Origin of the sequence: Mesorhizobium sp. M7A.F.Ca.CA.004.06.1.1 (assembly GCF_003999135.1) — a bacterium.
Lineage (GTDB): Bacteria > Pseudomonadota > Alphaproteobacteria > Rhizobiales > Rhizobiaceae > Mesorhizobium.
Genome location: NZ_RZPQ01000345.1, coordinates 1 through 6,054, shown reverse-complemented (window position 1 = coordinate 6,054; position 6,054 = coordinate 1). Strand labels below are relative to the sequence as shown.

General features: G+C 61.9%; 7 protein-coding genes. 3 read left to right on the top strand and 4 right to left on the bottom strand.

Going from position 1 to position 6,054, the window contains the following annotated elements; all coding sequences use genetic code 11:
- On the bottom strand, positions 1–1,251 hold a 1,251-nt coding region (locus tag EN906_RS19885), incomplete at its 3' end, for an extracellular solute-binding protein (RefSeq protein ID WP_127375319.1).
- Between the two features lie 289 nt (positions 1,252–1,540).
- Here EN906_RS19885 and ugpC point away from each other — a divergent pair.
- From ugpC to rbsK, 3 genes are read left to right on the top strand one after another with little or no spacing between them, the layout of a single operon-like run.
- Positions 1,541–2,599 carry a sn-glycerol-3-phosphate ABC transporter ATP-binding protein UgpC gene (gene ugpC / locus EN906_RS19880; protein WP_127266589.1) on the top strand — a complete coding sequence of 353 codons (1,059 nt, stop codon included), beginning with the start codon at positions 1,541–1,543 and terminating at the stop codon, positions 2,597–2,599.
- 21 nt (positions 2,600–2,620) lie between these two features.
- Positions 2,621–3,073 (top strand): RbsD/FucU family protein, encoded by a 453-nt coding sequence (locus EN906_RS19875; RefSeq protein WP_127266590.1) that lies wholly within the window; start codon positions 2,621–2,623, stop codon positions 3,071–3,073.
- 4 nt (positions 3,074–3,077) lie between these two features.
- Positions 3,078–4,022: a ribokinase gene (gene rbsK / locus EN906_RS19870; RefSeq protein WP_127266591.1), complete on the top strand. Its 945-nt coding sequence runs from the start codon at positions 3,078–3,080 to the stop codon at positions 4,020–4,022.
- A gap of 281 nt (positions 4,023–4,303) precedes the next feature.
- Here rbsK and EN906_RS19865 read toward each other — a convergent pair whose 3' ends face one another.
- From EN906_RS19865 to EN906_RS19855, 3 genes are read right to left on the bottom strand one after another with little or no spacing between them, the layout of a single operon-like run.
- Positions 4,304–4,582 (bottom strand): hypothetical protein, encoded by a 279-nt coding sequence (locus EN906_RS19865; protein WP_127266592.1) that lies wholly within the window; start codon positions 4,580–4,582, stop codon positions 4,304–4,306.
- The gene (locus EN906_RS19860; protein WP_127266593.1) at positions 4,579–4,872 is read right to left on the bottom strand and encodes a hypothetical protein; all 294 of its coding nucleotides are present in this window, start codon (positions 4,870–4,872) and stop codon (positions 4,579–4,581) included. Before EN906_RS19860 ends, EN906_RS19865 begins: the two co-directional genes overlap by 4 nt.
- A gap of 45 nt (positions 4,873–4,917) precedes the next feature.
- The gene (locus EN906_RS19855; protein WP_127266594.1) at positions 4,918–5,802 is read right to left on the bottom strand and encodes an RNA ligase family protein; all 885 of its coding nucleotides are present in this window, start codon (positions 5,800–5,802) and stop codon (positions 4,918–4,920) included.
- Positions 5,803–6,054: the final 252 nt, after the last annotated feature.

Genomic DNA, 6,054 nt, shown 5'->3' with positions numbered 1-6,054 from the left:
GGCCATCACATAGACGCCCCAGCCGAGATAGGCGCAGTTGGGCGCATAGTTCGGGCCGCTGGCGAGCTTGTCCCAGGCGCCGGTCTTCGCATTGTAGACATCGTCCGAGCCGGGCAGGATCGAGAAGCCGGTGACGTCGCCGACGACGGAAGAGTCGTTGGTCTTGACGTTGGAGCCGACGTCGCCCCACCAAGTGACCATCGAGCCGGTGCCGGCCAGGAACTGCTGGAAGGCGGTCGTGTTCGGATCGGCATTGATCTGGTCGGCGGGTTCGGACGGCAGCGCGTCGATGACGTCCTGGATGGCGCGCACCCAGGCCGGATTGTTGACGCGCGGCTTCATCGTGTCGGCGTCGAAGAGCCAGGCCTTGTCGTCGGGGTGCTTGGCATAAGCGGTGGCGCGACTGCCGAGGAAATAGAAGCCGAAGCCGCCCCAGGGCTTTGGCGCGTCGAGATAGCCATAGACGTCCTGGTCCTTGAGCTTCTTGCCCTTGAGGAACTTGGTCACCGCCTGAACCTGCTGCCAGGTCTTCGGTACGCCCCATTCACCTTCGCCGCCGCCGTCCTTCCAGGCCTTGGCGAGGTCGGCATCGGCGAACACGTCGGTGCGGTAGTTGAAGTTGTGCGCGTCGCCGTCGACGGTCACGCGGTATTGCTTGCCGTCCCAGGTGCCGACCGGCGGCTTCAGATAGCTGACCAGATCGTCGAAATCGATCTGGGTCTTGACCCAGTCGGGCATTTCCGACGTCAGGCCCTTGCCGCAGACATCGCCTTCGAACGGCGCGCCCATTTCGATAATGTCGAAATCGACGGTGCCGGTCGCGATCGACTGCTGCAGGCGGGCATTGTAATCGGCCTGCGCCAGGTCGATCCAGTTGATCTTGGCGCCGGTATAGGTCTCCCACGGCTTCAGGAAGCCGCGGAACAGCACATTGTGCAGGTTCTGGTTGTTGAGACCCATGAAGGTCAGCTCGACGCCGGCGAATTCGCCTTCCTTGACATTGGCCTTGGTCGCTTCGAGGCAGAGTTCACCGACCTTCTGGAAGTCGGCGTCCGTCGGCTGGCCTTTGCCGACGCCGGTGATCTGCAGGATTTTTGTGCGCAATTCGCTTGCCGCGGAAGCCGGGCGCGTCAAGGCGCCAAGTCCGGCGCTGGATGCGGCTGCGATCGCGGCCATGCTGGCCGCGCCCTTCAATATGTCGCGCCTTGTGGCGCCGGCTCGAACCAGTTTGTCGTAAAGACCCGTTCTCATCGCCTATTCCTCCCAGAACATCAGTGTGAATAAATCGGCCAACTGTCGGACGCCGGAGCGCCAAAGATGCTCCCGTTTCGGAAACGAATTAGGCAGGACCCCACCCTGCGTCGATTGAGGTTCCGATTGCGGATCGGATACCGACATTTTGACCAACGCCTGCCACTATTCTCACAACACAACGCCGTGTCAACGAGAGCGGGTTTTTATCTATAAGGGACCGACTTGCCCTGACAGGTCGCGTTGGTTAGCTTCTGCGCCTACGGCTAATGGAGCCGATGGGGGAGATATGGCGCAAGTCGCGATCAGCAAGGTGGCCAAGGCCTTTGGAACGGTCAAGGTTCTGCACGAAGTCAGCGTCGATATCGCAGACGGACAGTTCGTGGTGCTGGTTGGCCCTTCGGGTTGCGGTAAGTCCACATTGCTCAGGATGGTGGCTGGGTTGGAGACCGTCTCCGCCGGTACGATCGCCATCGGCGACCGCGTCGTCAATCATCTGCCGCCGGCCAAGCGCGACATCGCCATGGTGTTCCAGAACTATGCGCTCTATCCGCACAAAACGGTCGAGCAGAACATGGCCTTTGCCCTCAAGCTCAGGAAAACCGATCCGGCCTTGGTCGCCGAGCGGGTCAAGCGCGCCGCCGATATCCTCGACCTCAATCCCTATCTGAAGCGCTATCCCCGCCAGCTTTCCGGCGGCCAGCGACAGCGCGTGGCCATGGGCCGTGCCATCGTGCGCAATCCGCAGGTCTTCCTGTTCGACGAGCCGCTGTCCAATCTCGACGCCAAGCTGCGCGTGCAGATGCGCACCGAGATCAAGGAACTGCACCAGAGGCTGAAGACCACCACCATCTACGTCACCCACGACCAGATCGAGGCCATGACCATGGCCGACAAGATCGTCGTGATGCGCGACGGCCGCATCGAGCAGGTCGGCGCGCCGCTGGAGCTGTTCGACAGACCGGCCAACCTGTTTGTCGCCGGCTTCATCGGCTCGCCGTCGATGAACCTGCTCAAGGGCACCATGCGCAAGGGCGACAAGCCCGGTGTCGACATCGCGGGCACGCTGTTCCCGATCGCATCGGGCAACGCCGCACAAGACGGGCAAGCCGTCGTTTATGGCGTGCGACCGGAGCATCTCGAAATTCATCCCGACGGCGTGCCGGCGAAGATTTCGGTGGTCGAGCCGACCGGCTCGGAAACGCTGGTGTTCCTGCGCTTCGGCGAAGGCGAGATGGTGGCGCTGTTTCGCGAGCGTCACGACTTCAAGCCGGGCGATACGTTGAAGCTGAAGCCACGGCTCGACCAGATCCATCTTTTCGACGCAGAGACCGGCAAGCGTCTCTGATCCCAACTCACGAGGAATACCATGCTCAAAGGCATCAACCCGCTGCTCAATGCCGACGTGCTGCAGGCATTGCGGGCAATGGGGCATGGCGATGATCTGATCATCGCCGACACCAATTTTCCGTCCGATTCCGTGGCGCGCCAGACGGCGCTCGGCCGCGTGCTGCGCATCGATGCCTCGGCGGCGCAAGTGGTCAAGGCGGTGCTGTCGCTCTACCCACTGGATACATTCGTCGACGACTCGGCCGCGCGCATGGAAATTGTGGGCAAGCCCGACGAAATTCCGCCCGTACAAAGCGAAGTGCAAAGGGAGGTCGACAAGGCCGAGGGCAAGTCGTGGCCGATGATCGCGGTCGAGCGCTATGCCTTCTACGAGCGCGCCAAACAGGCCTATTGCGTCATCCAGACAGGTGAGCGCCGCTTCTACGGCTGCTTCGCCTTTCGCAAGGGCGTCGTGCCGCCGGATGCGCAGTAGCGGCATGGCTTCGGGCAAGCCGGTCGTCATGAAGCCTGTCGTCATATTGGGTGTGTTCGTCGCCGACACCGCCTACAGGGCGCAGCGGCAGCCGCGCATGGGCGAAACCATCCTCGGCACATCCTTCACGCTGGGGCCGGGCGGCAAGGGTTCTAACCAGGCGGTTGCCGCCGGCAAGCTCGGCGCCGACGTCACCTTCCTCACCCGCCTCGGCGTCGATCCCTTCGCCGACATGGCGAGGCAGACCTGGGCGCAGGCGGGCGTGAAAAATGCCGTCATCAATACGCCGGAAAGCTACACCGGTGCGGCCTACATCTTCGTCGAGGAGACCACCGGCAACAACGCCATCATCGTCAGCCCCGGTGCTGCCATGCTGATCTCTCCAGCCGATATCGAAGCCAATGCCACGCTGATCGGCGGTGCCGGCGTCTTCGTCACCCAACTCGAACAGCCGATCGAAGCCGCCATGCGGGCGCTGGAGATCGCGCGTGGGGCAGGGGTGACGACGATCCTCAACCCGGCCCCCGCGGCAAAGCTTCCCGACCGCATCTACACGCTCTGCGACTACCTTACGCCCAACGAGACCGAGACGGAGGAACTGACCGGGATGAAGGTGTCCTCGGTCGACGAGGCGCGAGCCGCCGCGGACAGTCTGCTGAAAAAGGGGGTCGGCACGGTCATCGTCACGCTCGGCGACAAGGGCGCGCTTTTGCACTCGAAGGAGCGCTCCGACCATGTTCCAGCCGTCAGCGCCGGCCCGGTGGTCGAAACCACGGGGGCAGGCGATGCCTTCAATGGCGGGCTTGCCGCAGCACTTTCGAGGGGCGTGGAGCCGCTGCAAGCGGTGCGCTTCGCCTGCGCCGTCGCCGGTATCTCCGTGACGCGACCGGGGACTGCACCGTCGATGCCGACGTTGCAGGAGGTCGAGGCACTGCTGGCGAGGGGGTGATCTTGCAGGGCCAGGCGTAGGCAAGGGCTGAAAGGACCTGAGTGACCTCAGGTCTCTTGGACCTCAGGTCTCTTGCAAGACAATATTTTTGACAATCAATGTCGACATTTCTCTGAAGCCAAGAGCTTGATACCCTTGAGAGAAATGGCGCGAGTGACGGGGCTCGAACCCGCGACCTCCGGCGTGACAGGCCAGTGAAAACCGCAAAGCCACCAACGCTGGGTTTCGACTCTCTTCGACGGCGAATTGGTGCAAAAGCGGCCAAAGTTGAAACCGCTGGACTAGCGATCGCCCTTGGCCTTTGCGTAGGAATTCCCCACTGCTTTGCCCATGCCTGACACCTTGTTGGAGTCGGGTGTGTAGCGAAGTTCCGGCTTGTTGGCCCTGCATTTGGAGCAGACCAGGCGCGGCGCGAGATTCCAGTTCATCGCTTTGACCTCCGGACCGTATTTGTCTCTTAAACCCTCAAGGTCGAGCACCGCGTAATGAACGCAGTTGCGGCAATACGCCGTGATCTGCATGTTCCCGTCGACCAGCGATTGGAATGTCCAGTCGCTCATCCTCGAAACCGTTCAGTGTACCAGGTAATCTTGCCGTCGACCTTCATCGGCTTGTGGATCACCAGGCGCTTCGGCAGGTGTTCCGGATGCACCTCGAGCAGCGTGATCTTGATCTGTGGCTTGCAACGGCTGCAATCGAACTTCAGCGCCAGCGGATCGACGCCGCCGCCATAGACCATCATCAGGTCGGCCGACCTGATGTAGCGGACATTGCCGCAACTGCATTCGGCCTTCACAAGCATGTTGTGCCGGGTCGCCTTGCCCAGCGTGTCGATCGGATCGTGTTCCATGAGAACGTAATAAGAACAAATTCCCAACTGCGGTCAAGGGCCCCATCAGCCTTCGTCGAGGAAACCCTGCACCGAGGCGTGCCGCAGCTTGGGCTCGCCGCGTAGCGTCCTGACGCTGGCTTTGATGCCGGGCTTGACCCATTCGACGTCAGGCGTGATCTGTGCCGTGGGAACGTGCGGCGGCGCTGCCTTGGCCTTCTGCACCCGTTTCCAGAGGCGGTCCTTTATCGCATCCGTGGTGGCGATCACGGCCTTGCCGACATATTTTCCGTCCCGCGCGAACAGCCCCTCGGTCCACTCGCCGGCTTTTCGTTTGACGCCGATCAGATCCAGTTCGGCGATGTCCCAGCATTTTGTCTTCAGCCAGGCTTCATCCTTGGCGCCGCTACGATATGGGCTGAACTTGCGCTTCGACACCACGCCTTCAAGCCCCATTCGCTCAGCCGCATCGTAGAACTCGGCGCCGCCGCCCTCGACGTGCTGGCTGTACTGGATGATGCCCTCGGCCGGCTTGATCAGGTCCCACAGGATTGCCTTGCGCTCGATCGCCGGCCGCGGGCGCAGATCCTCGCCGTCCAGATACAGAATATCGAACGCTACAAAGGCGAGCAGCTCGGCGTTCCATGCCATGCGCGAATGCATGGCGTGGAAGTTCGACCGGCCGTCCGGCTCGGGCGCGATCACCTCACCGTCGAGGATGAACGATTTCGCCTTCAGCTGCTCGGCAGCGGTGACGATCGGCCAGTAGCGCTTCGACCAGTCGATGGCGGTGCGGGTGAAGGCACGGGCGCCGGCCCAGTCCAGGATGATCTGGGTGCGGAAGCCGTCATATTTGATTTCGTGGATCCAGTCGTCGCTGACCGGCGGCTCCAGCACCAGGACGGGTTCCTGTGGCTTGATGAACTTCAGCCGGTCTCCGGCGTTACTCATACTCGATACCCCGCACCGCGATTCAAGTCGGAAGGCTGATTAAGGTTCCGGGGTATTTTAGACGAATTGTATGTCGGAGTCGTTGATGACCAAGCTTTCCGATCTTCCCCGCCCAACGGGCCGTCTCAAGGCAGTAGACCGCAAGCCGGTGACCGAAGGACCAGAGATTGAGATATGCCCGGTCTGCGGACAAGCGATCGACATGAGGGATATCGGGCAGCTGCTCTGGCATGTCACGGAAGACCATGAGCC

Excerpts from the sequence above, each read along its gene's own strand:
- EN906_RS19855 (WP_127266594.1), bottom strand. The coding sequence starts at position 5,802 with ATGAGTAACGCCGGAGACCGGCTGAAGTTCATCAAGCCACAGGAACCC.
- ugpC (WP_127266589.1), top strand. The coding sequence starts at position 1,541 with ATGGCGCAAGTCGCGATCAGCAAGGTGGCCAAGGCCTTTGGAACGGTC.
- EN906_RS19860 (WP_127266593.1), bottom strand. The coding sequence starts at position 4,872 with ATGGAACACGATCCGATCGACACGCTGGGCAAGGCGACCCGGCACAAC.
- EN906_RS19865 (WP_127266592.1), bottom strand. The coding sequence starts at position 4,582 with ATGAGCGACTGGACATTCCAATCGCTGGTCGACGGGAACATGCAGATC.
- EN906_RS19875 (WP_127266590.1), top strand. The coding sequence starts at position 2,621 with ATGCTCAAAGGCATCAACCCGCTGCTCAATGCCGACGTGCTGCAGGCA.
- rbsK (WP_127266591.1), top strand. The coding sequence starts at position 3,078 with ATGGCTTCGGGCAAGCCGGTCGTCATGAAGCCTGTCGTCATATTGGGT.